21 protein-coding genes are annotated in these 21,488 nt (G+C 66.2%); 12 read left to right on the top strand and 9 right to left on the bottom strand.

The genetic code is table 11. The features are described 5' to 3' along the window. Positions 1-13: 13 nt before the first annotated feature. The 4 genes from AC07YS_RS09510 to AC07YS_RS09525 all read left to right on the top strand — a co-directional run bounded on the left by AC07YS_RS09510 (position 14) and on the right by AC07YS_RS09525 (position 2,694). Positions 14-1,084: a putative FMN-dependent luciferase-like monooxygenase gene (locus tag AC07YS_RS09510; protein ID WP_495267809.1), complete on the top strand. Its 1,071-nt coding sequence runs from the start codon at positions 14-16 to the stop codon at positions 1,082-1,084. Between the two features lie 12 nt (positions 1,085-1,096). Next, positions 1,097-1,720, top strand: coding sequence for a CMD domain protein (locus AC07YS_RS09515; RefSeq protein WP_495267810.1), 624 nt, complete (start codon positions 1,097-1,099; stop codon positions 1,718-1,720). A 7-nt stretch (positions 1,721-1,727) separates the two neighbouring features. Beyond that, positions 1,728-2,339 carry an alkylhydroperoxidase domain protein gene (locus AC07YS_RS09520; protein ID WP_495267811.1) on the top strand — a complete coding sequence of 204 codons (612 nt, stop codon included), beginning with the start codon at positions 1,728-1,730 and terminating at the stop codon, positions 2,337-2,339. A gap of 94 nt (positions 2,340-2,433) precedes the next feature. After that, the gene (locus tag AC07YS_RS09525; protein ID WP_492695895.1) at positions 2,434-2,694 is read left to right on the top strand and encodes a hypothetical protein; all 261 of its coding nucleotides are present in this window, start codon (positions 2,434-2,436) and stop codon (positions 2,692-2,694) included. Between the two features lie 91 nt (positions 2,695-2,785). Here AC07YS_RS09525 and AC07YS_RS09530 read toward each other — a convergent pair whose 3' ends face one another. From AC07YS_RS09530 to AC07YS_RS09540, 3 genes are all read right to left on the bottom strand, one after another. Beyond that, positions 2,786-3,520 (bottom strand): AP2 domain-containing protein, encoded by a 735-nt coding sequence (locus tag AC07YS_RS09530; protein ID WP_495267812.1) that lies wholly within the window; start codon positions 3,518-3,520, stop codon positions 2,786-2,788. A gap of 42 nt (positions 3,521-3,562) precedes the next feature. After that, complete coding sequence (locus AC07YS_RS09535; RefSeq protein ID WP_095745057.1) at positions 3,563-4,273, bottom strand: Crp/Fnr family transcriptional regulator; 711 nt, start codon at positions 4,271-4,273, stop codon at positions 3,563-3,565. Between the two features lie 158 nt (positions 4,274-4,431). Next, a complete protein-coding gene (locus AC07YS_RS09540) occupies positions 4,432-5,085 on the bottom strand; it encodes a hypothetical protein (RefSeq protein ID WP_495267813.1) in 654 nt (217 codons plus the stop codon). Between the two features lie 383 nt (positions 5,086-5,468). Here AC07YS_RS09540 and AC07YS_RS09545 point away from each other — a divergent pair, with 383 nt between their 5' ends. Together AC07YS_RS09545 and AC07YS_RS09550 are read left to right on the top strand one after the other, a co-directional pair. Continuing rightward, entirely contained in the window at positions 5,469-6,494 is a 1,026-nt protein-coding gene (locus AC07YS_RS09545) for an AraC family transcriptional regulator (RefSeq protein ID WP_062481146.1), read from the top strand. 291 nt (positions 6,495-6,785) lie between these two features. After that, positions 6,786-7,574, top strand: a complete 789-nt coding sequence (locus AC07YS_RS09550) for a winged helix-turn-helix transcriptional regulator (protein ID WP_495273703.1) — start codon at positions 6,786-6,788, stop codon at positions 7,572-7,574. A gap of 8 nt (positions 7,575-7,582) precedes the next feature. Here AC07YS_RS09550 and AC07YS_RS09555 read toward each other — a convergent pair whose 3' ends face one another. Continuing rightward, positions 7,583-7,939, bottom strand: coding sequence for a c-type cytochrome (locus AC07YS_RS09555; RefSeq protein ID WP_495267814.1), 357 nt, complete (start codon positions 7,937-7,939; stop codon positions 7,583-7,585). Between the two features lie 173 nt (positions 7,940-8,112). Here AC07YS_RS09555 and AC07YS_RS09560 point away from each other — a divergent pair, with 173 nt between their 5' ends. Beyond that, on the top strand, positions 8,113-8,793 hold the full coding sequence (locus tag AC07YS_RS09560) for a hypothetical protein (protein ID WP_492695903.1): 681 nt from the start codon (positions 8,113-8,115) through the stop codon (positions 8,791-8,793). A gap of 16 nt (positions 8,794-8,809) precedes the next feature. Here AC07YS_RS09560 and AC07YS_RS09565 read toward each other — a convergent pair whose 3' ends face one another. From AC07YS_RS09565 to AC07YS_RS09580, 4 genes are read right to left on the bottom strand one after another with little or no spacing between them, the layout of a single operon-like run. Beyond that, positions 8,810-9,616, bottom strand: coding sequence for a PPK2 family polyphosphate kinase (locus AC07YS_RS09565; RefSeq protein WP_369647251.1), 807 nt, complete (start codon positions 9,614-9,616; stop codon positions 8,810-8,812). Positions 9,617-9,664: 48 nt separating this feature from the next. Then, positions 9,665-10,132 (bottom strand): RNA-binding S4 domain-containing protein, encoded by a 468-nt coding sequence (locus AC07YS_RS09570; RefSeq protein WP_062481157.1) that lies wholly within the window; start codon positions 10,130-10,132, stop codon positions 9,665-9,667. Positions 10,133-10,151: 19 nt separating this feature from the next. After that, positions 10,152-11,570 (bottom strand): sensor histidine kinase, encoded by a 1,419-nt coding sequence (locus AC07YS_RS09575; RefSeq protein WP_175497087.1) that lies wholly within the window; start codon positions 11,568-11,570, stop codon positions 10,152-10,154. A gap of 20 nt (positions 11,571-11,590) precedes the next feature. Next, on the bottom strand, positions 11,591-12,271 hold the full coding sequence (locus AC07YS_RS09580) for a response regulator transcription factor (protein ID WP_062481159.1): 681 nt from the start codon (positions 12,269-12,271) through the stop codon (positions 11,591-11,593). A 132-nt stretch (positions 12,272-12,403) separates the two neighbouring features. Between AC07YS_RS09580 and AC07YS_RS09585 the strand changes: the two genes are divergently transcribed. From AC07YS_RS09585 to AC07YS_RS09605, 5 genes are all read left to right on the top strand, one after another. After that, entirely contained in the window at positions 12,404-13,363 is a 960-nt protein-coding gene (locus AC07YS_RS09585; RefSeq protein WP_070060440.1) for a Bug family tripartite tricarboxylate transporter substrate binding protein, read from the top strand. 142 nt (positions 13,364-13,505) lie between these two features. Further along, positions 13,506-14,057 (top strand): tripartite tricarboxylate transporter TctB family protein, encoded by a 552-nt coding sequence (locus AC07YS_RS09590; protein ID WP_062482508.1) that lies wholly within the window; start codon positions 13,506-13,508, stop codon positions 14,055-14,057. Positions 14,058-14,072: 15 nt separating this feature from the next. Further along, on the top strand, positions 14,073-15,596 hold the full coding sequence (locus AC07YS_RS09595) for a tripartite tricarboxylate transporter permease (protein WP_095745061.1): 1,524 nt from the start codon (positions 14,073-14,075) through the stop codon (positions 15,594-15,596). Between the two features lie 249 nt (positions 15,597-15,845). Then, positions 15,846-16,355: a hypothetical protein gene (locus AC07YS_RS09600; RefSeq protein WP_495267815.1), complete on the top strand. Its 510-nt coding sequence runs from the start codon at positions 15,846-15,848 to the stop codon at positions 16,353-16,355. Next, positions 16,352-17,893 carry an ATP-binding protein gene (locus AC07YS_RS09605; protein ID WP_495267816.1) on the top strand — a complete coding sequence of 514 codons (1,542 nt, stop codon included), beginning with the start codon at positions 16,352-16,354 and terminating at the stop codon, positions 17,891-17,893. Before AC07YS_RS09600 ends, AC07YS_RS09605 begins: the two co-directional genes overlap by 4 nt. Before the next feature lie 461 nt (positions 17,894-18,354). On the opposite strand, the gene AC07YS_RS09610 is transcribed toward AC07YS_RS09605, so the two are convergent. After that, positions 18,355-21,471, bottom strand: coding sequence for an efflux RND transporter permease subunit (locus tag AC07YS_RS09610; protein WP_495267817.1), 3,117 nt, complete (start codon positions 21,469-21,471; stop codon positions 18,355-18,357). Positions 21,472-21,488: the final 17 nt, after the last annotated feature.

A 21,488-nucleotide genomic window follows, 5' to 3' on the forward strand; every position in this document is an offset into this window, starting at 1 on the left:
CACAGGCCTTCGGATGCCCGGTACCTTCACTTCCCCGCGCAAGCGGCTCGGCTTCTTCAGCCGGCTGCTCGACGATGCCCCCGCCGCCGAGCGCTACCGCCTCGTCACCGCGCAGATCGCCCATGCCGAAGCCTTCGGCTTCGATTCCGCGTGGGTGGCGCAGCACCATTTCCATGAGCATGAGGGCGGCTTGCCGTCGCCCTTCGTCTTCCTCGCCCACGTCGCCTCGCGCACACGGCGCATCCGCCTGGGCACGGGCATCGTCACGCTGCCGCTGGAGAACGCGGTGCGCACGGCCGAAGACGCGATCGTGCTGGACCTGCTCTCGGGCGGCCGGCTCGAAGTGGGCGTCGGCACGGGCGGCACGCCCGCGTCCTTCGCGGCCTTCGGGCTGGACAGCGACGACCGCGCAGCGCTGTTCGAGCGCCAGCTCGCCACGGTGCGCGACGCCTGGGCCGGCCGGCCGCTGCCTGGTGGCGACACGCTGTACCCGGCGGGCGCGCAGCTGCTCGGCCGGCTCTGGCAGGCCACGTTCTCGGTGAGCGGCGGCACGCGCGCGGGCACGGCCGGCGATGGGCTGATGCTCTCGCGCACGCAGCCGCGCACTGCGCAGGCGCCCGATGCATCGCTGGCCGACCTGCAGGACCCGATCATCGACGCCTACCTGGCCGCGCTGCCGCCGGGCCGCACGCCGCGCATCGTGGGCTCGCGCAGCGTGTTCGTGGCGGACACCCGCAAGGAGGCGCTGCGCCTGGCCGAGACCGGGCTGCGCCGCGCGGTGGTGCAGGCCGCCGCCACGGGGCAGATCGGCCTGGCCGACCGCGTCCGCGCCGATGCGCCGCTCGAGCAGCTGATCGCCGCGTACGACGTGCATGTCGGCTCGCCCGACGACGTGATCGCCTCGCTGCGCGCCGACCGCACGCTCGCGCGCGTGACCGACCTCGTGTGCCAGGTGCATTCGGTCGATCCGCCGCATGCGGCCATCCTGCGTTCCATCGAACTGACCGCCACGGTCGTCGCACCCGCCCTGGGCTGGGCGCGCGACACGGGCGTGCCGGACCTTCAATCGCTTGCGCTTCTCTAGGCTGTTGTTTCCATGAATGCCGTTGTTTCTTCTTCTCCCGTTCCCGAGGCTGTCGACGTGATCGACCAGCTGGTGGGCATCGCGCCCGGCAGTGCGCTCGACCGCCTGCGCGCGCAGCGCGAGCAGGCGCGCACGCAGGCGCAGCAGAGCTACCTGGCGCTGTTCGCGCCGGCCGAGCCCGTGGCCGGTCACTTCGAGACCGCAGACCGTTTCGCCATCGCGGCCTTCGTCGCCGGATTGCACGGGCAGCCCGACGTGGCGCGCCTCTATGCCGAGGCCTTGGTGGAGCAGGGCGTGGCGAGGGCCATCGAGGCCGAGGTTGCACGCGGTGCCGCGCAAGGGCCGTATGGCCGTTATCCGGAAGGTCCGCTGAGCGTGGAAGACAAAGCCGGTCCTGTCTACACCGTCGATGCGGCGCAGCGCGCGGTGCTCGGCGAACGGCTGTCGGCTGGCCTTGCGCATGCGCACCTGCTGGTCTTTCACCCGCGCGACGCCAGTCCGGCCGCGCTGCAGGCGCTGCTCGACGCGGGATGGCGCACCACGGAGATCGTCACGCTGTCGCAACTGGTGGCGTTCCTCGCGTTCCAGATTCGCGTCGTCATCGGCCTGCGTGCGCTGGCCACCCCTTCTGCATGAGCGTCCCATGAGCACCGAATCGACCCTGACCCATCCCGGCAACACGCACCCGCGCAGCTTCACGCAGGCGCAGCTCGAATGGCTGCCCTGGCTCGAACCGCTGCCCGAAGACGAGCTGACCGAGCGCCACTACGCGGGCCTCGTCGACGCGTCGCGCGCCAAGTCGCCGTACTTCCGCCTGCTGGCGCGCGACCCCGACATCCTCGGCGCGCGCACGCGCACCGACAAGGACATCTTCTACAACCCCGACGCCGGCCTGCCACGCGCCGAGCGCGAGCTCTCGGCCGCCGCGGCCTCGCGCTTCAACGGCTGCATCTACTGCGCTTCGGTGCACGCGCGCTTCGCCTCGCATTTCTCGCAGCGCGCGGACGACGTGCAGCGCCTGCTCGACGAGGGCGTGCAGGCCGAGCTGGGCGCGCGCTGGAATGCGATCGTGCAGGCGTCGGTCGCGCTGTCGGCCACGCCGTCGACCTTCGGGCCCGCGCACGTCGACGCCTTGCGCGCGCAGGGGCTGGACGACCTGGCGATTGCCGACGTCGTGCATGGCGCGGCCTTCTTCAACTGGGCCAACCGCCTGATGCTCTCGCTGGGCGAACCGCAGGCGCCTGCTGCCACGTAGACCCGCGCGGCCGCGCGCAGATTTGTTGCGGCGGCAAGTGAGCGGGATCACAGTCGGGCGCGCGGCGTGCCCGTGGGTCGGCACGATGACCCGCATGCACACCGACGCTCCTGGGTACGCAACGACACGCCACGGCCGCGCGCCCGCGCCCGGACCGTCTTTCGGCAATCCCTTCCTCCGCTGCCGATGCGGACTGGCCGGTCTGGAGCGCATCCACCGCCGGCCGTGGATGAAGTTCCTGCCCGGCCTGCGCTTCTATCGCTGCAGCAGTTGCGGCAAGCCGCAGCTGGCGCCGAAGCGCGCGGTGCGCGACGCGGTCATTGCGCACAGGAGCGAGCAACAGAACCAGCGTTAGCTGGTGTGGTGTCCCGCAAATAACTGGGCATGAAATCGCGCTTTTCACGCCAGGGCGGCGTTGCAAATCCTCGCCAGGACGCTGCTGGCGCTCAGGCGTCGTCGTCCGACGTCTTCGCCTGCAACTGCTGCTGGCGTTTGGCAATCGCCATGTCGCGCGCCACGTCGTGGCCGAGCGTGCGCACCGAGAACGACTTGCTCACGCTGCCCTTGCCCGCCGAGTAGGTGATCGCCACCCAGTAGCCGGGATGGCCCGCGCGCGGCGTCTTGAACTGCACGCCGCTGACGCCGCTTGTGTTGTTGCGTCGCACGATCTCCGACTTCGAGCGCTTGGGCGGCAGCGCCGCTTCGTCGTCGGGCGGCGGGCGCCGGCGGATGGCTTCTTCGGCGGGGTGCAGCCGCGCGAGGCCGACCATGCGGCCGAGTTGGCGTTGCCGCTCGCCGATGGCATGCGCGCGGGCCGCGGGGCCCCAGTCGGCGAGGTCGAATTCGGCGCGCAGGATTTCCTCGTTGCCGAGGTAGGTCTTGGCCAGCCAGGCGACAGGCTTGCCTTGCGCGGACAGGCGGCTGAAGACGCCGGGCTCGCCCGTCTTGTTGTTGCTGCGCAGGGTCTGCGCGCGGTCCTTGCGCGCGACCGGCGGATGCTCCTTCACGATGGTGTCGCGCCAGGCCTGGGCGCGTCGCAGCGCCTGCTGGGGGCCGCCGTAGCTGGCGTGGCCGAAGAGGCGCGCGTAGCGCACGCCGTTTCGAACGAGGGACACCTCGAAGCCCCAGGGGCGGGGCGAAATGCCATACATGTCGACGGGGTTCGGAATTCCTTTGGGCATCGTCGGTGCTGTCCTTGTGTCAGGGCCGGTGAAGGCGGCGCGTCATGGCGCTTCGGGGCTGTCGCCGTTCCAGGCACAGAGCTCGTCCGAGAGCTCGTGGGCATCCGGTGGCAGGCTGCCGAAATCGGTCGAGGCGAAGGTCGGCGGCACGTGCACGCCCTGGTCGTCGCGGCGCACCAGCCCGCGGCTTTCCATGTCGCGCATGGTCTTGTTGACGACCTCGCGCGAGAGCCCCGAGTACGACGCGATCACCGCCTGGGTGATGCGCTTGTCGTAGCCGCCCGTGGCGGCCGGCGCCAGCTGCGTCAGCTCGTGCAGCACGCGGCTCACGAGGCTTTCGGACGACAGCGACGAGATGCGGCGCAACTGCCCGCGCACCATGGCGACGCGCTTCATCGCGATCTCCAGCAGGCCCATGGTCACCTCGGGGTACAGCGCGCACAGCCGGCGCACCGCGGCCACCGGCAGGTGGTAGACCGACGAGGGCAGGGCGGCCACCAGCGTCGAGGTGGCCTGGTAGCTGTTCTCGCCCAGCGAGGGGCCGAGGAAGAAATCGCCCCGGCGGATGAAGTCGGTCGTCACGTCCCTGTCGACCGCGCGCAGCAGGCCCGTGGCCACGCAGTAGATGCGGTCGGTGTGCGTGTCCGCCTGCAGCACGATCTCGTTGCGCCGGTAGGAATGCAGCGCGCTGCTGCGAATCAAGGCGGCGCGCTCGTCGGGCGGCACGCTGGCGATCAGGGGATGGAGATACATGGCCAAGGGGGTTGCGAGACCATCGGCGGTTCGTTCTCATGGGCGAATCCACGGGCGGCGGTCAAGGAACAGGACGGTGCGGCGCCCCCGGGGCGACTCGCCATCGGGCGCCCCTTCGCCGGGCCGGGCTGCGATGGGCTGAAGGCGGCAAGGCCATCTCAGCCGGGCTGGAGCTGCGCGAACAGCGTGTCGATCCGGGCCCGTTCCTCGGCACCTCGCAGACAGCGCTCGCGCAGCCACAGGGCATCTCCCTGTCGCGCGATGCGCAGGTCGTACACGTGCTCGATGTCGTCCACCACGACGTCGCTCGCAGGCCGCGCCCTGGCCGTGGGCGCGGGATGCGGTTGTGCGGCCCACAGCGCCAGTTCGATCTCGGCCGGGCTCATCGGGCCGCTGTCGCGCAGGGCGATCCAGTCGGCATGCAGCTGCGGCTGCGCGGCGATGCCCTTCACGAGGATCGGCTCCCGCCCGAGCGCGGCCAGCAGGTCGTCCAGCCGCGCGTGGCGGGTTCGCAGCAGAAAGCAGTCGTCGCGCAGGCAGCTCAGGTCGGTGTCGCCCGACGGCGGGAAGGCCGCGAAGAGCCGGCGCCGGATCTCGCGGCTCACGCCCGCCGCCACCTCCGGGCCGTCGGAGTCGGCCAGTTGCGCCAGATTGGCGATGAAGACCAGCGCACACACCCGGTCCGCCGGCGGCGGGGGAGAAGAGGGCCGCACCACTTCGGCATCGCGGCGCAGCGCTGGCAGGCAGGACGCCAGCGCTGCGCGCCATCGCGTGCCGAAAGGTTCGAGTTCCGTGAAAAACAAGGCAGCCATTTCATCCCCAGTAGAGAGAGTTCCGGTTGACGTTCGATCCGAAGGAATGCTACGAATCGCGCCCTTCTTTGACATTCGCTTTCGCGGCGCGGATGTGTCGCGAGTCACATCCGGATGCAATTGCCCGCCGCGTGCGCCGGCTGAAGGGCGAAGCGGGCCCGGACCGACCTGCCGACCGGCGATCGGCAAGGCGTGGAACCGTGGCTTGCGCCGGTGGGCGCGGTGCGCCATCCCCCCGAACACCCGGGCTGTTATCTCTGTTATCGTTTGTAAAAATTATCCGAGGTCCACGCGGACCTGTCAGGAAAAAATCGGGAGTTACCGTTCGTGACCCGCGGCTTCTGGCGTGGCGCCGGCTGCATGGAGGAAGAGGGGCGTGCCGCATGTCCGACACCGACAGTCGCATCCAGCGCTTTCACACCGGCATGGTGTCGCGCAAAGACGGGTTCGCCTTCTGGGCCGACGAGATCGGCCCGCACGTGGGGCGGCTGGACAGCCCCGAGCGCAGCCACTTCCAGCAGGAACTCACCATCGTCGACACGGCCGGGATGGCCTTCATGCGGGTGCACGGCAGCGGCGCGACCATCGAGCGCACGGGCCCGAGCCAGCTCATGGGCGCCGAGGTCTATCCCTATCACCTGCTGATCAAGCTCGACGGCGGCCTGGCCATCAGCGAGCAGCGCCAGCGCATCGAACTGGCTGCGGGCGACATGGTCCTGATCGACTCCTGGCAGCCGCTGCGCCTGCGCTCGACCGAGGCCACCAACTCATGGACGCTGGGCCTGTCGGAAGCGGTAGTGAACCGCTGGCTGCCGCATGCGGACCAGTCCACTGACCTGCGGCTGGCCGGCGCCAAGGGCTGGGCCGGGATGCTGTCGGGCTACCTGCGGGCGCTGGACGTCGAGCACCTGTGCAGCATCCAGAGCCCCGCGCAGCGCCAGCTGCTCGGTGAGCACCTGATGTCGATGCTGTCGTTCTCGCTGGAGCAGAACGGGCTGAGGGCGCAGCCGGGCGCGCTGGGCGAGCGCGTGTCGCCGCGCGACGGCGACCTGCACGCCCGCATGCGGGCCTGGATTCGCGAGCACCACGCCGACACCGAGATCGACGCGCAGAAGCTGGCCGCCAGCTTCAACGTGTCGGTGCGCTACGTGCACAAGGTGTTCGCCAAGGCCGCGCGCGGCATGACCTTTCTCGAAACCCTGCAGAACGACCGGCTCGAGGCCGCGGCCCGCATGCTGCGCAGCCCCGAGGGCGCGCGCAGGTTCGTCGCCCAGGTCGCCTACGACTGCGGCTTTGCGGACCCGGCCTATTTCGGCCTGGTCTTCCGCAAGAAGTACGGCTGCACGCCGCGCACCTTTGCCCTGCAGCAGGGGCAGGCCGCGGCAGACGGCACATTGCTCGTCAGCTGACCGACGCGCCGCCGGCCCGGCCGCCCTGGCCGGTGGATGGGTGCATGGCGTGGCCGCCGTGCCCGATCCTCATATTTCTGTTCTCTTCATTCATACCTGTGAACTTTATTTGGGAATAGATTCACTTCCCAAGGAATTGCGCTGGCCGCAAATGCATTCGTAAAAAAATGCGTCTGCCTTCAACAATTCAGAGCAATTTATTCCTGAAGGGTTGAATGATGAAAGTCGATTTCCCCGCCAACGGGGCAAAAATAGAAGTTTGTGACGCCACGGTGTGCAAGGTAATTTTCAATGTTTGAGCAAAACTCCCCGCACATTGCAGTGTTGGACCCCTCTCCCCGAACGCGGTGGCACGCCTGTCGTGCCGTCAAGATGCTGGGTTATACGCCCGTCGCATTTGCGCATGTCGATGAATTGATTTCGCAGGTGGCGCCCGGCGGTAATTTCGAGGCGCTGCTGCTTTCAATTCCGTCGGCGCCCGACGACGTGCAAAAACTCGTGGGCCAGGTGCGTGAAACGCTGCGCTACCACACGCCATTGATCATGAGCGCGCGCAAGCGGCAGATCCGCGGGTTGTCGCTGTTGCACGCCGGCCCCGACGACGCCGTGCTGCCGGAGCCGTCGACCTTCGAGGAGATGTACTTCATGCTCGAATTCTTCCTGCGCCAGCGCAACCGGCCGGTGGTGCCGCGCAGCCTCGACTGGCAGGAATTCAGCCTGTTGTCGCCGTTCGACATGGTCGACGTGGCCGGCACCGAGATTCGCCTGACGCCGATCGAATTCGACCTCGCGGCCGAATTCTTCCGCCACATGAACCGGCCGCTGGACCGGGAGCACCTGGAAATGATCGGCTGGCAAAGCGGTGTGGCCGCCGGTTCGCGCACGCTGGACGCCAACGTGTCGAAGCTGCGCCGCAAGCTCGGGTTGTATGTCGACCAGCCGCACGGCCTGTCGCTGCACGCGGTGTGGGGCATGGGCTATCAATTGAGCCAGCTGGGCAAGCGCGAGGCGCCCGGCACCTGGACGTTCCCGGCGGATTTCCGGGTGGCGTCGGCCGCGCCGTCGCAGCTGTCGACCTGAGCGGCGATTCAGCGCGCGGGTGTCTGCGGCTGCGCCAGCACCCAGCGCGCGAGCACCTGCGCATCGGCCTCCGACACCAGCGACTGGCGCGGCATGATCACGCGGCCCCAGGTGCCGACACTGCCGTTGCGGATCTTCTCGGCCAGCCGTGCCGGCGCGGCGGCGTCGCCGCGGTAGCGCTCGGCGATCTGCGCGAAGCCCGGCCCGACCTGCTTGTGCACCAGGCCGTGGCAGGCCATGCAGGCGTTCTTGCGCGCCAGGTCGACAGCGGAAAGTTGCGGCTGCTGGGCTGCGGCACCGAAGGATGCGGCGGCGAGCGCGATCGAGAGAAAGTGGGGAGCGGAAAGCCGGGGAATACAGGGCATGGAGGGGAAACCGGGGAGGGGTGAAAACTGTACCTTGCCCTGTCGCAGACCCCGGATCACCGCCCGAATGCCCCGTCTGGAGGTCGTCTCTCATTCGCGACAAGTCGATTCAAGAGTAACTATATGTATGGTTAAATCCCTCGCAACTACCGCGAAGAGGACGAGGGATTCCCATGAAGCTGCCGCTCAGCATTGCATTGGCCACCGTGGTTCTGGCCGGATGCGCCAGCGCACCGCCGCCCGGGCCCGGCCAGGGCACCGGCATGTCGTACGTGCCGATGGTGGCCATGGAAGGCGTGGACAAGGTGCGCTACGACAGCGACGTGGCCGACTGCCGCACCGCCGCCACCCGCATCACCGCGCGCAGCGAATCGGGCGACGCCATGTGGGCCGCACTCGGCCTGGGCCTGATCACGGTGCACGGCCAGGGCATCGTCGCCGCGGCCTCGTACACCGGCATCAGCGCCGCCGTCATCGACTGGAACACCCGCCCCAGCAGCGCGCTGATCGCCGAGCACCAGCAGATCGCCATCGTCCATTGCATGGCCAAGCGCGGCTACCGCAACCTCGACCCGAACGTGCAGGACACGTTCTACGGCAACACCTTCAACCCCGTGCTCGCGCTCAAGCCGCGCCGCACCGGCATCGACACCTACAACGTCGAGCGCCTGGCCAAGGCCGGCCGCTGCAACGTGCAGCCGCGCGCCGAGCTGACGGCCAAGGGCCCGGGCTACGAGAGCTACAGCGTGCCGTGCACCACCGGCGTGGCCTGGGCCGTGCGCTGCGAGTTCGGCAACTGCCGCGTGCTGGCGCAGACGCCGATGCGCCCGGCGGCGCCCGTGCGCCGCTCCTGAGCCGGACCTTCCCGGCTCACTTCACGACCATGCCCTTGAGCGCCGGGTCGGGCGGCGGGGGCTTCAGCTTCATGTCGCGCAGCGTCTTCACGAGCAGCTGCGCGATCATCATGTTGCGGTGCCGCTTGCTGTTGGCCGGGATCACGTGCCACGGCGCATGGTCGCTCGAGGTGGCGGCCAGCGCGTTCTGATAGGCCTTCTGGTAGTCGGCCCACTTGGTGCGCACCTCGAGGTCGCCCATGCTGAACTTCCACTGCTTGCCGGGCGTGTCGATGCGGGCCTGCAGCCGTTCGCGCTGCTCGTCCTTGTCGATGTGCAGCATGCACTTGACGACGACCGTGCCGGTCTCGGTGAGCAGCCGCTCGAAGTCGTTGATCTGCGCATAGCGGCGGCGGGCCTCGTCGCCGTCGATCCAGCCTTCGACCACGGGCACGAGCACGTCCTCGTAGTGGCTGCGGTTCCACACCATGATTTCGCCGGTGCGCGGCACGGCGGCATGGCAGCGCCAGAGGTAGTCGTGCGCGCGTTCGTCCTCGCTCGGCGCCTTGAAGGCCGTCACCCGCACGCCCAGCGGCGAGGTGCGCGAGAACACCCAGCGCACCGTGCCGTCCTTGCCGCTGGTGTCCATGCCCTGCAGCACCAGCAGCACCTTGCGCCGGCCTTCGGCGTGCAGCACGTCCTGCAGTTCGTCGAGCTCGACGGCCAGGGTGTCGAGCTCGGCGCGCTGGGCCGACTCGTCACCCGTGAGAAAGGGCGAGTCGTCAGGGTCGATGCGCGAGAGCTTGAACTTGCTGCCGACGCGGTACTTCTTGAACTTGGACATCTGCGGGCGCTCCGTGAAAAAAGAAACGAAGCCCGCAGGGTACGCGAATCAGCGCTGTGGCCGGCCGCGTGGCGGCGGGTGGTCGTCGTCGCCGTTGCTTTCGTCGATCGACGCGCTCCAGCGGTTGTCCCACTCGGCCTGGTGGCGCACGCCGTCGATCTCGCGCCGGTCGCGCTTGGTCGGGCGGCCCTGTTCGATGGCCAGGGCCGGCTCGCTGCCCATTCGGCGCTGCTCGCGGAAGGCGGCCTGCGCCGCCAGGCTCTCGGGCGTTTCCTCGTACAGCTGCTGGGCCACGGGCGCCGGGCCGCGCTGGCCGCTGAGGCCGCGCACGGTCACGGTCCGCGTGAGCGGGCCCAGGCGCATCGCGACGGTGTCGCCGGCCTTGACCTCGCGCGAGGCCTTGGCGACCTCGCCGTTCACCTGGATGCGGTTCTTGCCGATTTCGTCCGCGGCCAGCGAGCGGGTCTTGAAGAAGCGGGCGGCCCAGAGCCACTTGTCGATGCGCAGACGGTCCATGAAGGTCGGAAAAGAAAGGTCAGCCATTGTGGCGCGACAGCGGCAGCCGCACCACGGCGTCGAGCCCGGTCACGCGGTCGGTGCCGCCGGGGTTGGGTACCGTGCGGTTGTCGAGGCTGATGCGTCCACCCAGCGCCAACACGATCTCGCGGCAGATCGCCAGGCCCAGGCCCGAGCCGCTCGCGGTGTTGCCCGCCGAGAAGGGCGCGAACAGGCGCTGGCGCAGCTCGGCGGAAATGCCCGGGCCGTCGTCGCGCACGGTGAGCACAGCCTCGTCGCCCTCGGCGTGCACGCGCACCGAGAGCGGCGCGCCGGCGGGGCTGTGCTTGATGGCGTTGTGCAGCAGGTTGCGCGTGAGCTCCTGCAGCATCCACTGGTGCGCGCGCACGGTCACGGCGTCGTCGGCGGCCAGCTCGAAATCGAGTGCCTTGTCGGCCACCAGCGGCGACAGGTCGAGCGCGATGTGGCGCACCACGTCGCCCAGGTCGAGCAGCGCCGACTCGGGCTGCTGGCGCAGCTGCTCCACCTTCGCCAGCGACAGCATCTGGTTGGCCAGCGTGGTGGCGCGCTCGACGGTCTGGCTGATTTCGACCAGCGCCTGCTCGGGTGCGACGTCGCCGCGGCGCGCCGACTGCACCTGCGCCTTCAGCACGGCCAGCGGGGTGCGCAGCTGGTGGGCGCTGTCGCGCACGAAGCGCTTCTGGTGGTCGAGCAGGCGCTGCAGCCGGCCCATGACCTCGGTGGTGGCGTCGATCAGCGGGCGCAGCTCGGCCGGGGCGCCGGGCGCGTCGATGGGCGAGAGGTCGTCTTCGGGGCGCCGCTCGATGGCTTCGCCGAGCTCGCGCACCGGCCGCGTGGCGCGTTGCACGACGACGACGGTGACGAGCGCGATCACGCCCATCAGCAGCAGCTGGCGCCAGAGCATGTCGAGCAGCAGCTTGCGCACCAGCGTCTCGCGCAACTCCAATGTTTCGGCCACCTGCACCACGGCCATGCCACGGCCGCGCGCGCTGGCCACCGGCTGCAGCATCACGGCGACGCGCACCGGCTGGCCGCGAAACTCGGCGTCGTAGAAATCGACCAGCGCCGCGTACGCCCCGCGGTCGGGGATGCGCCCGCGCCAGAAGGGCAGCTCGGCGAAGCCCGAGACCATCTCGCCGTCGAGCGCCGAGACGCGGTAGAACAGCCGGCTGCGGTTGTCGGCCTCGAAGGCCTCGAGCGCGGAGTAGGGCACGATCGCGCGCAGCCGCGCCATGTCGTCGTAGCCTTCCACGTCGAGCTGCTCGCCGATGGTCTTGGCCGAGGCCAGCAGCGTGCGGTCGTAGGCGGTGGTGGCGGCCGCCAGGCTCTGGCGGTACAGGCTCACGCTGTTGATCACGACGAACACCGCCACCGGCACCAGGATGCCCAGCAGGAGCCGCGCGCGCAGGGACGACATCGTGCGCCGCAGGGCCGCCCTCAAGTCTCGGCCCGCAAGAGATAGCCCAGGCCGCGCATCGTCATCAGCACGGTGCCGGTACCCACCAGCTTCTTGCGCAGGCGGTACACGACCACCTCGATGGCCTCGTACTGCACCTCGGATTCGCCCGGGAACACCAACTCGAACAGGCGCTCCTTGGTGACCGCGTGGCCGGGTTTCATCATCAGCGCCTTGAGCAGCGCGAGCTCGCGCGGCGTGAGTTCGAGCAGCTCGGAGCGGTGGTAGACGGCGCCGTTGTCGGGCTCGAAGCGCAGGCTGCCGACCTCCAGCGGATTCAGCGTGGGGTCGGGTCCCGCGCTCAGGCTGCGCCGGCGCAGCGCGCGGATGCGGGCCTCGAGCTCGTCCAGGTCGAAGGGCTTGGGCAGGTAGTCGTCCGCGCCGGCGTTCAGGCCCATGATGCGGTCGCCCACCGTGCCGCGCGCGGTCAGCAGCAGCACCGGCGTGCGCAGGCCCTCGGCGCGCGCCTGGGCCAGCACCTGCAGGCCGTCGACGTGCGGCAGGCTCAGGTCGAGCGCGACCACGTCGGGCTCGACGGCGCGCCACTGCGCGATCGCCTGCGCGCCGTCGCCGCAGATGCGCACGTCGATGCGGCGTCGCCCGAGGGTGCGCTGCAGGGTGATTTGCATCGAGGGGTCGTCTTCGACGAGCAGCAGCTTCATACGGGCAGGGGTCGGTACTTCGGTGTTTTCCCCAGTCTGGTGGACAGCCAACTGACAGCGGGGCGGCGCATGATAGCGGCTCAGGTCCAAGTCAGGTTCCATCCGTTCCCAAGTTCTCAGGAGACACCAACGATGCGTCGCGATACCTTTTTGAAGTCCCTGGCCGCACTGGCCGCTGCCGGCGCCTTGCCGCTGTCGGCGCGCGCTGCCGCCAACGTCAAGATGATGATCCCGGCCAACCCGGGTGGCGGCTGGGACACCACCGGCCGCGCGCTGGGCAAGGCCCTGACCGACGCCAAGGTGGCCGACACCGTCGCCTACGACAACAAGGGCGGCGCCGCCGGTGCGCTGGGCCTGGCCCAGTTCGTCAACGGCTCCAAGGGAGACGCCAACGCGCTGATGGTCATGGGCTCGGTCATGCTGGGCGGCATCATCACCGGCAAGCCGCCGGTCAACCTGTCGCAGGCCACGCCCATCGCGCGCCTGACCACCGAATACAACGTGTTCGTGCTGCCGTCGAACTCGCCCTTCAAGACCATGAAGGACGTGGTCGAGCAGCTCAAGAAAGACCCGGGCAGCGTCAAGTGGGGCGGCGGTTCGCGCGGCTCCACCGAGCACATCGCCGCGGCCATGATCGCGCAGAAGGTCGGCGCCGATCCGTCGAAGATCAACTACGTGGCCTTCCGCGGAGGCGGTGAAGCCACCGCCGCCATCCTGGGCGGCAACGTCACCATCGGCGGCAGCGGCTACAGCGAGTTCGCCGAGTACATCGCCGCCGGCAAGATGAAACCCATTGCTGTCACCTCCGCCCAGCGCCTGCCGGGCATCAATGTGCCGACCCTGAAGGAACAGGGCATCGACGTCGAGATCGGCAACTGGCGCGGCGTGTACGGCGCGCCCGGCATCTCGGCCGAGCAGCGCAAGGCCCTGACCGACATGGTGCTGGCCGCGCTCAAGAGCCCGTCGTGGGCCGAGTCGCTCAAGAAGAACGACTGGACGCCGGCCGTGCTGTCGGGCGATGCCTTCGCCAAGTTCGTCGACGACGACTTCGCCAGCCTGCGCGCGATCATGGCCAAGTCCGGCATGGTCTGAGTTTGAGTCGCCCCCAGGCTGCGCGCACTTCGTGTCGCGCACGCCTTCCCCCTTCCGGGGGCAACACCCGCGGCCCGGCAAAGCCGGTTTGCGGTGTTTCTGGAAGGGGCCTTCTTTTTCCCCACGACTGCGGGAGCCAAAAATGACAACTCCAGAATCCTCGGTCTCACATTCCGCTGAGGCCACCTCCGGCGCGGCCCGCTGGCCGCAATACGTCGTCGGTCTCGGCGTGCTCCTGACCGGCGCTGCGCTGGCCTTCGGCGCCATCGGCATTTCTTCCGAAGCCGGCTACGGCGGCGTCGGCCCCAACTTCCTGCCCTGGATGGTCTCGATCGTCCTGATGGTCTGCGGCGCGTGGATCACCTGGGAGGCGTTCAGCGGCGGCTTCCGCGAGCTCGACGCGCCCTCCGGCGCCGACACCGCCTACTGGCCCGGCTTCATCTGGGTGGCGGCGGGCCTGCTGCTCAATGCCGCGCTCATCACCAGCATCGGCTTCATCCTGAGCTGTGCGCTGTGCTACCTGCTGGCCGTGCAGGGCCTGCGCCGCGCCGCCGGGCAGGCCAAGGTCAACGCACCGGCCACCTGGGTCACCGACTTGGTGACGGGCCTGGCGATCTCGGCCCCGGTCTTCTGGATGTTCACCAAGTTCCTGGCCATCAGCCTGCCGGGTCTCACCAGCACCGGCTGGATCTGAGCGGAGCCACGCCAAATGGATATCTTCAACGCACTGATGACCGGCTTCGCGGCCGCGATCACCCCCATCAACCTGCTGTGGTGCCTCATCGGCTGTGCCCTGGGCACGGCGGTGGGCGTGCTGCCCGGCATCGGCCCCGCCGTGGCGGTGGCCATGCTGCTGCCGATCACCGGCAAGGTCGACATCACGGCCTCGATGATCTTCTTCTCGGGCATCTACTACGGCGCCATGTACGGCGGCTCGACCACCTCGATCCTGCTGAACACGCCCGGCGAAACCGCCAGCATGGTCACGGCGATGGAGGGCAACAAGATGGCCAAGAGCGGCCGCGCGGGCGCCGCCCTCGCCACCGCGGCCATCGGCTCCTTCGTGGCCGGCACCATCGCCACCGTGGTCGTCACGCTGTTCGCGCCCTTCGTGGCCGACTACGCCGTGCGCCTGGCGGCACCCGAGTACTTCCTCTTGATGCTGCTGGCCTTCACCACCGTGAGTGCGGTGCTCGGCAAGAGCACGCTGCGCGGCATGACGGCGCTGTTCGTCGGCCTGGCCATCGGCTGCGTGGGCCTGGACCAGATCACCGGCCAGGGCCGCTACACCGGCAACATGCCTGAGCTGCTCGACGGCATCGAGATCGTGCTGGTGGCGGTGGGCCTGTTTGCCGTGGCCGAGGTGCTGTACGCCGTGCTGTACGAAGGCCGCGTGGTCGAGGGCCAGAACAAGCTGACCCGCGTGCACATGACCGGTCGCGACTGGAAGCGCTCGATTCCCGCCTGGCTGCGCGGCGCGGCCATCGGCACGCCCTTCGGCTGCATTCCGGCCGGCGGCACCGAGATCCCGACCTTCCTGAGCTACGCGACCGAGAAGAAGCTCGCGAAAGACCCGCAGAACAAGGCCGAGTTCGGCACCACTGGCGCCATCGAAGGCGTGGCCGGCCCCGAGGCCGCCAACAACGCCACCGTGACCGCCGCGCTGATCCCGCTGCTCACGCTGGGCATTCCCACCTCGAACACCACGGCCATCATGCTGGGCGCGTTCCAGAACTACGGCATCCAGCCGGGCCCGCAGCTCTTTACCACCTCGGCCGCGCTGGTCTGGGCGCTGATCGCCTCGCTGTACATCGGCAACCTGATGCTGCTGGTGCTGAACCTGCCGATGGTCGGCCTGTGGGTCAAGCTGCTCAAGATCCCGAAGCCGCAGCTGTACGCCGGCATCCTGATCTTCGCGACCGTGGGTGCGTACGGCATGCGCCAGAACACCTTCGACCTGTTCCTGCTGTTCGGCATCGGCCTCTTGGGCGTGGTGATGCGGCGCTTCGACTTCCCGACCGCGCCTGTGGTGGTCGGCATGATCCTCGGCCCGCTTGCCGAAGCCAACCTGCGCAACGCGATTGCCATGGGGCAGGGCAGCCCGATCGTGTTCTTCCAGCGCCCCGAGTCGATCGTGGTGATCATCGCCATCGTCGCCGTGCTGGTGCTGCCGCGCCTGGCCAAGCGGATGAGCGAACGCAAGCTGAAGCGATTGGCGCAGCTGGACGCCTGACGCGGATTTTGGGCCATTCACAAGAAACCCCCTGCGGAGCATCTCCGTAGGGGGTTTTTCTTTAGAAGATGCGGTAATTCCGAAGCGTCGAGTCCATGAACGTCTGAGTGAGGAGCGTTGACTCGCCAAAGAAGTGGAGTACCTTCGCACCGAGATAACGGCGCGAAAGATGTCGATCCATTTGTAGCTAAATGCGACAAATGAAGATGGCATGTATTGCCTGGCCACATCTGGCTAGAGGAGGGGAATGTGCACAAAGGTTTAAAAGAGCCACACCTGTTCAATGCAGGTGCAAATCCACTGAAGCTAATAAAAAATCTCGAGCAAATAATCTCGGCGGCAGAGATAAAGAAAATCAGATCTGAGATTGATAGCAACGTGGTTGGGCTATATATGTTAGGTGAATCTCATTTCAACTTTGCTCGATCCTTGCCTAAAAATGAATGGAGACAAAGAGTCTCACGCCTTTATTATGCAGCTTACAACGTTCGTCGATCTGTTGCGCTGAAGCATGACGGTTCGTTCTCAACAGATTCAAGTGATCACAAGAATGTGAACAGTCTTCCTGATGCGCTTGATAATAATGCGGCGTACAAGTCAAAGCTACTAAATCTTAGAGATGATCGTAATCTGTGTGATTACAATCATTTGGCGACAGAGCAAGACCTGTTGATTCCGTTGATCGATTGCGAGAAGATTGTCTCTGACTTCTTGGTTGATGCCAAAAAATTTCTTGATTCGCAAGGTGTTAATTTATGAATAAGCATGTTGATATCACCGATGAGGTAGGGCAAATTGTTGAGGCATTTGCCAATCTTTTGGGTGGAACAACCCCCACATTTTCAATTAAAAATCGACCTGATGGGGATTTTATTGTATTTGAAATGGCGGAGCCATCGCCACAGCATTTTGAGCTTTTAAATGCTGTGAATGAAGAGATCGGGAGTGGGAATGGATTTAAAGACAGAATTGGATTGATCAAGCGTAGAGTCAAGCCCTCGGAGGTTTTGGATTTGCCAGAAACAGTAATGCTTCAAAAGGAGTTGTCAAAAAGCCTTACCGTCGATAAGGACACCTTTGGAGAGGAATTCTTGGCGCGCTATACAGAATCTGTCACCGAACTGGAAAAACAAATCGTTGTTGAGGCCAATCACGCGGTTTATGGACGGCGTGGATCGGGAAAATCAAGCTTGTTGGCATTTGCAATGCATCAACTGCGCAAGAGGCAGCAGCCCTACGCATGGGTAGCGATGCAAGCGTATGCTGGGAGAGATGAGCCGCAAGCGATCGCAGGAGTATTGAGTGAAATACTCGCCGAAGCAGGATCTTCTCTGTCGACGCTAGATTCTGGCTTTCAAGAATTGTCCGAGGAGTTGTTGATTCTTGGTGAAACAGATGACTCGGAAAATGTTCGCACTCGATTGAAAAGACTTGTCCCTCGCATCAGAAAGATGTTTAAGGATGCCCTTCCGAAGAATAAAATATTTACTATATTTTTAGATGATCTTCATGTGGTTGGAAAAGAGCTTCAGCCGGAACTTTTGGGTTCGATCTACGCTATAACGCGGCAAAATAGATGTTATATAAAAATATCTGGTATTGAGCAGTTGACTAATCTTTGGAATGCGGTTTTGAAGCAAGGAGTTGAGCCTGGAAATGATATTCAAACATTGAAGCTGGATCACAACTTGACCGCGCCAGATCAATCCAAGTCTCATATTGAAAGCATTCTCGATCGCCATGCAAAGTTTTGTGGATTTCCAGGAATTCGTTATTTGACGAATGACGATTTTTTAGATCGGCTTGTACTTTCTGCTGCTGCGGTGCCGCGAGATGCGCTTACCTTGTTTTCAAAATCCATCGGTCGGTCATTGCTAAAAAAGCAAAAAACAGTATCGGTATTGAGTTTGAATGCTGCCGCTTCCGAAGCAATCGAAGAAAAATTGAAAGATATTCAAAAGGATCTCGGAAGTGGTGAGCAGGCGGAAATCGCAGAAATGCTCGCACGGGTGAAAAAGTTTTGCATATCAAAAAATAAGACAAACGCTTTTTTGGTGGAAATCGCCAACTCCAGTGTTGAGTATGCCAGTGTGCAAAATCTTGTTGCCCTTCGCTTTATTCATGTGCTGCACGAAGGAATTACCCCTCATAAAGCGGGTGTTCGTTTTGTCGCGTTGATGCTGGATTATGGGTTTTATATCGGTATTCGTGCGGCGAAAAGTGTTACCTTGTTTCCTGAAAAGCCGCGTGTTTTGCTTGCGAAAGAACTGCGGAAATTGCCTATTCTTTCTTTGTAGATTGAATAGTTTTCTTGATTTCTTGGCGCCGAGAGTCTGGGAGCACGTGCAGCGGCTTTCGAGTCATGCGTCTGCACGTCGGTCGTAGTCCACGGCTGCTGCGATGTGGCTCGGGGCTTCACCACGGCTAGCTTGATATCTGTGGGTGCGGTGTAGGTGAGCGTGCCCGATGCGCCGGCGTCTTCGGCTGCGGCGAACGGCAGGAGCTCCGTGCGTGGATGTCGCATAGCCGACGGGCCAAGCCTTTGCCCGATGCTGGTGCGCGTGGCGTTGAACATGTGTTTTGGAGGCAAACCGAGATTTGCATGCGAACCAGATGTACCCTGAGACGAGCGTCGCGCTCGACGACAGGAGCGCATGCAGCGCGGGTAACCAGCCGGTGTTTCTGACGCGCGTGGACGATTGATTGGAGCCTGCGTCTCCCGCTGGGCGCTCTCAAGGGAAGAGGCTAGGCCGAAAAATCAGGAGCTCGAGCGCGGCGCCTCGACCAGGTCGTCGTCGATGTGCGGATCGGCCGGCTGCCCGCGCACCTTGCGCACGGTGCGGCGAATCCAGTGCTCGATGTCGTCCACGTAGGTGAACACCGCCGGCACCACCAGCAGGCTCAGCACCGTGGAGGTGATCAGCCCGCCGATCACCGCCATCGCCATCGGCGAGCGGAAGCTCGAGTCGGCGGTGCCGAAGCCCACGGCAATGGGCAGCATGCCGGCGCCCATGGCGAGCGTGGTCATGATGATCGGCCGCGCACGCTTGTGGCAGGCGTCGCGCAGCGCGTCCCAGCGGCTCATGCCGTGGTCGCGGCGCGCCACGATGGCGTACTCCACCAGCAGGATCGAGTTCTTCGTGGCGATGCCCATCAGCATGATCAGGCCGATCAGCGAGGGCATCGACAGCGCCTTCTGCCCGATCAACAGGCCCACGAAGGCGCCGCCCAGCGCGAGCGGCAGCGCGCACAGGATGGTCACCGGGTGCAGGAAGTCCTTGAACAGCAGCACCAGCACGATGTAGATGCACAGCACGCCCGTGAGCATGGCCAGGCCGAAGCTGGCGAACAGCTCGGTCATCACTTCGGCGTCGCCCACCTCGGCGATGCGCACGCCCGGCGGCAGCTTCTGGATCGAGGGCAGGGCCTCGACCGCGGTCTTGGCGTCGCCCAGGCCCACGCCCGACAGCTCGATCTCGAAGTTGACGTTGCGCGAACGGTCGTAGCGGTCGATGACGGCCGGGCCGCCTTCCATCGTGAGCGAGGCCACCTGGCTCAGCATGACGGGGCCGCGCGCGCCCGGCACCGACAGGCGCCCGATCAGGTCGAGGTCTTGCCGCGCGGAGTCTTCGAGCTTCACCACGATCGGCACCTGCCGCTGCGCGAGGTTGAGCTTGGCCAGCGCCTGGTCGTAGTCGCCCAGCGTGGCCACGCGCAGCGTCTCGGCGATGGCCGAGCTGGTCACGCCCAGGTCGGCGGCGCGCGCGAAGTCGGGGCGCACGGCGATCTCGGGGCGGATCAGGCTCGCGGTCGAGGTGATGTTGCCCAGGCCGGGAATGGTGCGCAGGTCTTTCTCGACCGCGCCGGCGGCAGCAGACAGCGCCACCGGGTCTTCGCCCGTGAGCACCAGGATGTACTTCTCGCCCGAGCCGCCCAGGCCCACGGTGCTGCGCACGCCGGGCAGGGTTTCGAGCGCGGTGCGGATCTCCTTCTCGATCACCTGCTTGCGCGGCCGGTCGCCGCGCGGGTCGAGCTGGATCGTCAGCGTCGCCTTGCGCGTCTCGGGCGTGCCGAAGTTCGCGAACGGGTCGCCGCCGGCGCTGCCGCCCGCCACCGTGGTGTAGACGCTCTTCACGTGGTTGATCTTCATCACGCGGCGGCGCGTTTCCTCGGCCGCGGCCGTGGTCTGCGCCAGCGTGGAGCCCGGCGGCAGCGACAGGTAGACCTGCGTCTGCGAGTTGTCGTCGGCCGGGATGAAGCCGGTCTTGAGCAGCGGGATCATCGCCAGCGAGCCGAAGAAGAAGAGGGTGGCCATCACCATCGTCTTGAAACGGTTGTGCGTGCTCCACGTCACGGCGCGCATGTACCAGCGCAGCCAGCCCGGCTCCTTCTCGGCGCCGACGATGGGCTTGAGGATGTAGGCCGCCATCATCGGCGTGAGCACCCGCGCCACCACCAGCGAGGCGAACACCGCGAGCGAGGCGGTCCAGCCGAACTGCTTGAAGAACTTGCCGGCCACGCCGCTCATGAAGGCCGTGGGCAGGAACACCGCGATCAGCGTGAAGGTGGTGGCGATCACGGCCAGGCCGATTTCGTCCGCCGCCTCCATGGCCGCCTGGTAGGGCGACTTGCCCATGCGCAGGTGGCGCACGATGTTCTCGACCTCCACGATGGCGTCGTCGACCAATATGCCGACCACCAGCGAGAGCGCGAGCAGCGAGATCACGTTGACCGAGAAGCCCAGCAGGTACATGCCGACGAAGGCCGGAATCACCGACATCGGCAGCGCCACGGCCGAGACGAAGGTGGCACGCCAGTCGCGCAGGAAGAGCCACACCACGATCACCGCGAGGATGGCGCCCTCGTACAGCAGGTGCAGCGAGCCGTCGTACTCTTCTTCCACCGGGTCGACGAAGTTGAAGGCCTCGGTCAGCTCGATGTCGGGGCGCTGCACGCGCAGGTCGGCCAGCGCTTTTTGAATGGCGCGGCCCACTTCGACCTCGCTGGCGCCGCGGCTGCGGGCCACCTCGAAGCCCACCACCGGCTTGCCGTTGAGCAGCGCGGCGGCGCGCGGCTCGGCGATGGTGTCGCTGATGCGCGCCACCTGGTCCAGGCGGATGCGGCGGCCGTCGCTCAGTGCGATCTGCATGTCGGCGAGCTGGTCGGCCGACTGCACGGTGGCCATGGTGCGCACCGGCTGTTCGCTGCCGCCCAGGTCGATGCGCCCGCCCGCGCTTTCGGTCTGCACCTGGCGCAGCTGGCGCGAGATGTCGGCGGCCGAGGCGCCCAGCGCCTGCAGCTTGGCCGGGTCGAGGTCGATGTGCACCTGGCGCGTGACGCCGCCCACGCGGTTCACGGCGCCCACGCCGGGCAGCGCGAGCAGCTTCTTGGTGATGTCGTTGTCGACGAACCAGCTCAGCGCCTCGTTGTCCATGCGCGACGAGGCGATGGTGAAGGCCAGCACCGGCTGGGCCGCGAAGTCGAGCTTGGTGACGACCGGGTCGCGCACGTCGGCGGGCAGGTCGGCGCGCACCTTCTGCACGGCCGAGCGCACGTCGTCCACGGCTTCCTGCACGGGCTTCTCGAGGCGGAACTCGACGATCAGCGTGGCGGCGCCGTCCTGCACCTTGGTCGTGATGTGCTTCAGGCCCTGGATGGTGGCGATGGAGTTCTCGAGCTTGCGCGCGACATCGGTCTCCAGCTGCGAGGGCGCGGCGCCCGGCAGCGAGGCCGAGACGGTGACGGTCGGCAGGTCGATGTCCGGGAAGTTCTGCACCTTCATGGCGTTGAACGACAGCAGCCCCCCGAAGGTGAGCAGCACGAACAGCATCACCGCCGGAATGGGGTTGCGTATGGACCAGGCGGAAACGTTCATGGCGTGTTCCTTGTGTT

The organism is Variovorax sp. GW458-11-26-14-LB1, assembly GCF_059423965.1.

Coding starts and splice junctions, on each gene's coding strand:
- AC07YS_RS09510 (WP_495267809.1), top strand. CDS start 14: ATGCCCGGTACCTTCACTTCCCCGCGCAAGCGGCTCGGCTTCTTCAGC.
- AC07YS_RS09515 (WP_495267810.1), top strand. CDS start 1,097: ATGAATGCCGTTGTTTCTTCTTCTCCCGTTCCCGAGGCTGTCGACGTG.
- AC07YS_RS09520 (WP_495267811.1), top strand. CDS start 1,728: ATGAGCACCGAATCGACCCTGACCCATCCCGGCAACACGCACCCGCGC.
- AC07YS_RS09525 (WP_492695895.1), top strand. CDS start 2,434: ATGCACACCGACGCTCCTGGGTACGCAACGACACGCCACGGCCGCGCG.
- AC07YS_RS09530 (WP_495267812.1), bottom strand. CDS start 3,520: ATGCCCAAAGGAATTCCGAACCCCGTCGACATGTATGGCATTTCGCCC.
- AC07YS_RS09535 (WP_095745057.1), bottom strand. CDS start 4,273: ATGTATCTCCATCCCCTGATCGCCAGCGTGCCGCCCGACGAGCGCGCC.
- AC07YS_RS09540 (WP_495267813.1), bottom strand. CDS start 5,085: ATGGCTGCCTTGTTTTTCACGGAACTCGAACCTTTCGGCACGCGATGG.
- AC07YS_RS09545 (WP_062481146.1), top strand. CDS start 5,469: ATGTCCGACACCGACAGTCGCATCCAGCGCTTTCACACCGGCATGGTG.
- AC07YS_RS09550 (WP_495273703.1), top strand. CDS start 6,786: ATGTTTGAGCAAAACTCCCCGCACATTGCAGTGTTGGACCCCTCTCCC.
- AC07YS_RS09555 (WP_495267814.1), bottom strand. CDS start 7,939: ATGCCCTGTATTCCCCGGCTTTCCGCTCCCCACTTTCTCTCGATCGCG.
- AC07YS_RS09560 (WP_492695903.1), top strand. CDS start 8,113: ATGAAGCTGCCGCTCAGCATTGCATTGGCCACCGTGGTTCTGGCCGGA.
- AC07YS_RS09565 (WP_369647251.1), bottom strand. CDS start 9,616: ATGTCCAAGTTCAAGAAGTACCGCGTCGGCAGCAAGTTCAAGCTCTCG.
- AC07YS_RS09570 (WP_062481157.1), bottom strand. CDS start 10,132: ATGGACCGTCTGCGCATCGACAAGTGGCTCTGGGCCGCCCGCTTCTTC.
- AC07YS_RS09575 (WP_175497087.1), bottom strand. CDS start 11,570: ATGTCGTCCCTGCGCGCGCGGCTCCTGCTGGGCATCCTGGTGCCGGTG.
- AC07YS_RS09580 (WP_062481159.1), bottom strand. CDS start 12,271: ATGAAGCTGCTGCTCGTCGAAGACGACCCCTCGATGCAAATCACCCTG.
- AC07YS_RS09585 (WP_070060440.1), top strand. CDS start 12,404: ATGCGTCGCGATACCTTTTTGAAGTCCCTGGCCGCACTGGCCGCTGCC.
- AC07YS_RS09590 (WP_062482508.1), top strand. CDS start 13,506: ATGACAACTCCAGAATCCTCGGTCTCACATTCCGCTGAGGCCACCTCC.
- AC07YS_RS09595 (WP_095745061.1), top strand. CDS start 14,073: ATGGATATCTTCAACGCACTGATGACCGGCTTCGCGGCCGCGATCACC.
- AC07YS_RS09605 (WP_495267816.1), top strand. CDS start 16,352: ATGAATAAGCATGTTGATATCACCGATGAGGTAGGGCAAATTGTTGAG.
- AC07YS_RS09610 (WP_495267817.1), bottom strand. CDS start 21,471: ATGAACGTTTCCGCCTGGTCCATACGCAACCCCATTCCGGCGGTGATG.